The organism is Peribacillus sp. P4_C12, assembly GCF_056402095.1.
On record NZ_JBFUIB010000437.1, the window covers coordinates 1 to 3105 of the forward strand.

Genomic DNA, 3105 nt, shown 5'->3' on the forward strand with positions numbered 1-3105 from the left:
CCAATGATTTGATCATTCCATTAATTGCCCCGTCAACCAGCTTGTCTTGATCAATCTCTTCATAGTAGTTATCTTTTATCGTATCGTATGTAGAATACAGCTTTTCAAATTCCGAATGTTTATTCGATGCTAATGGATCTACTTTTTCATCTCCAAAGGTCAAGGCTATTGTAGTAATCCCTGCGGTTAGAAATATGAGTAAGAAAATCCCCATAATGAACGTAAACTTCTTTATTTTTATGAATTTCCCTGCCTCTTTAGGCTGTTTTTGATTTTCTTCTTCCACTGAAGCCTCACCACTTTCATTCTTCATGACGATATAAACTTTTTCTCTATTTTATCAGCTTTCAAGCTAATCGGAAAATATTAGTTATCAAAAAATCTTTTTTCACCATTTCGCGTAGGTAAAATCAGAAATAAAATTCTTAACCAAACCCATAATATTTCCCTGCCAATAATCTGTTAAATTACAAAAATGCGGATACCATGGAATAAATGAGTCTGTATCATAACTATCATCGTACAGCTTCATTTATTCCTGGTACCCGCAAATAAATTTACATCTTGATATCAGTCCTGTATAGCTGCTTCTAATGCTACCTCAATCATTTCGTTAAATGTTGACTGGCGCTCCGCCGACGTCGTTTCCTCACCAGTTAATATGTGATCGGAAATGGTTAAAACAGAAAGAGCTTGACGTCCAAATTTAGCAGCAAGCGTGTATAGAGCTGCTGATTCCATTTCTATAGCTAGAATCTGATATTTCGCCCATTTTTCTAATTCACTATTATCGTTATAAAAGTGATCGGCCGTAAACACGTTACCCACCTTTAATTGCAAACCTTTGGCAATACCTGCCTCATAAGCTTTTCTTAGCAAATCGAAATTCGCTGTTGGAGCAAAATCGACTCCTCCGAATGTCAGGCGGTTCATTTGTGAATCCGTAGAAGCGCTCATTGCCAGGATTACATCTCTAACTTTTACATCTTTCTGAATGGCACCAGCAGTCCCAACACGAATAAGCTTCTGCACATTATAGCTATTCATTAATTCATTTATGTAGATGGAAATGGATGGAACACCCATCCCTGTACCTTGGACAGAAATGCGTTTCCCTTTATATGTCCCTGTATATCCAAACATGTTACGTACTTCATTGTATAGTTTAGCATCTTCTAAAAATGTTTCTGCTATGTATTTTGCTCGTAACGGATCCCCAGGAAGTAAAACCGTTTCCGCAATTTCATGTTCTTTAGCACCAATATGTACGCTCATACAACTATGTCCTCCTTAACTTTTGATTGAAAAGATATTCAAAAACTACTATACCATATCAACCTCAAGATAGGAAAACARAACCTTAATTTCAAGAGCCTGTAAGGGATTGAAATCTGGAATCTATTAAGAGGTCTAGAATAAGGCTCTTACATATAAAAATACAAACAAAACGGCGGTGGTCCGCCGTCTTTTAAAATATTTTTAGAATTAAGGGAAAGGAAGCTGCTAACCGTCTAATGACAGGTTACTCATCGACTTCTTCATCAATTATGCATTTTTCAAGAAGATATTCGAATGTGATGTCAGCAAGATCTTCAACTTCAGCTTCTGTTGGAAGATAGCCCCGTCTTATCAATTCTTGAAAGAAGAATTCCGCTATCTCTTCTGTATCAATAAAAACCTCAATTTCTCGCAAATCATCGCCCCCTTAATTAAAGGTGTATGAATGTATAGAGACAAATATTCCAGTAAGGCATTTCATTATAGAAAAACATATGAAAGTGTTTACTTTTCCATGAAAATTGCCTCCACTTATTATTATCTACTCCTGCCATTATTGAACAGAAGCTTTTGTATAGTAATTAGTTAAATGGCTTATTAGAAGGGTGGAATACCTTTCACTTTGTTTGCTTTTTTTTATGATCTGGGTAAATTTCCTCTGCCGCTTTTTCAATTTTAGCAAGGGCGATTTTCATGATATGGTGATATTCATCATCGCCAAAATGTTCATAGAGCTTACAGTAATCATTATATAAATCTAACAGTCCATCGATCATTTCCTTTTTTTCATTTTTTGTCATTGTCATTTCTCGCTCACCTTTACCAGGGTTGTTTTGTTTAGYAATGATAGCAAGCTCATTATTCTTTTTAGAAAGGAGCAGCCCTAATTTTCGAATAATTGCATCTGCACGTTTGGCATCGGCTATTAAGGTCAATTCTTCTTCATGCGCTTCAAGCCATTCCCCGTCGGAGATTCGTGATAACTCATAGATCACATCCTCCCAGGCATTTTCCTTATAGCGCCATATTTCTGTTCGATAGCCGATAATCTTGAAATAATCCTGTTCATATCCATCTACCTGGACTAAGTCACCTAATAAATATTTATACTCAATATCGATCTGTTCTCTTTGATAAAGGATTTCTCCTTCGTATTCATTTATGGATTGCAATGTTTTTTCAATATAAAGACCTTCACTATAATTCACTTCATACACATAAGCACCATCGAGAAATTTTACATCGGTTATTTTCCCGACTGTCCCATACATTATTATTACGACTGTATCGCCTATTTTAAATTTCGGCTGTTTTTTCTTGCCCATAAGAGACATCCCCCAATATGGTCCTTATCGTTTGATTAGTAAATTATATGCACAAACAAACATGGAGGTTAATAGAAAGAGGGGGGCATTTTGCTCATTTAGATACAAAAGTACTCTCATTTAATAAAGGGTCATTTCAATGCTAAAGTTATGTGGTGTTACTATTCATTCTCTACATAAAAAAACCGTCTCATCGAATGAGACGGTTCGTTGTAGGAATAGTCAGGATTACGTCTGTTCCTTGGCCATATGTACTTTCAATTTGAAATTTCCCTTTTAGTTCCTCCATAATTTGGATGCATGTCGCAACTCCCAGACCATTCCCTTCCAATTTTGTTGTATAAAAGGGCATACCGATATTTTTTATATTCTCGGGGCTAATTCCTATTCCATCATCACGAATGATTAATTTTATATATTGAGGAWCGATTGTAAGATTTAATTCAATCTTCCCCTTAGAATCGAATGCTTCACAAGAATTATTCAAGACATTCAAGAGAAC

The 3105-nt window shown here is 35.8% G+C and carries 4 protein-coding genes and 1 pseudogene; all 5 read right to left on the reverse strand.

From position 1 onward, the window contains the following. Window positions 1–313: pseudogene (locus tag AC1DUW_RS24460) on the reverse strand (peptidase S41); the annotation flags it as partial. Window positions 314–570: 257 nt separating this feature from the next. Beyond that, window positions 571–1275 carry a purine-nucleoside phosphorylase gene (gene deoD, locus AC1DUW_RS24465; protein ID WP_053346597.1) on the reverse strand — a complete coding sequence of 235 codons (705 nt, stop codon included), beginning with the start codon at window positions 1273–1275 and terminating at the stop codon, window positions 571–573. Window positions 1276–1522: 247 nt separating this feature from the next. After that, on the reverse strand, window positions 1523–1693 hold the full coding sequence (locus tag AC1DUW_RS24470; RefSeq protein ID WP_064505166.1) for a YozD family protein: 171 nt from the start codon (window positions 1691–1693) through the stop codon (window positions 1523–1525). 202 nt (window positions 1694–1895) lie between these two features. Then, the gene (locus AC1DUW_RS24475; protein WP_477643683.1) at window positions 1896–2603 is read right to left on the reverse strand and encodes a hypothetical protein; all 708 of its coding nucleotides are present in this window, start codon (window positions 2601–2603) and stop codon (window positions 1896–1898) included. A 190-nt stretch (window positions 2604–2793) separates the two neighbouring features. Continuing rightward, on the reverse strand, window positions 2794–3105 hold a 312-nt coding region (locus AC1DUW_RS24480), incomplete at its 5' end, for an ATP-binding protein (RefSeq protein ID WP_477643684.1).

Excerpts from the sequence above, each read along its gene's own strand:
- deoD (WP_053346597.1), bottom strand. The coding sequence starts at position 1,275 with ATGAGCGTACATATTGGTGCTAAAGAACATGAAATTGCGGAAACGGTT.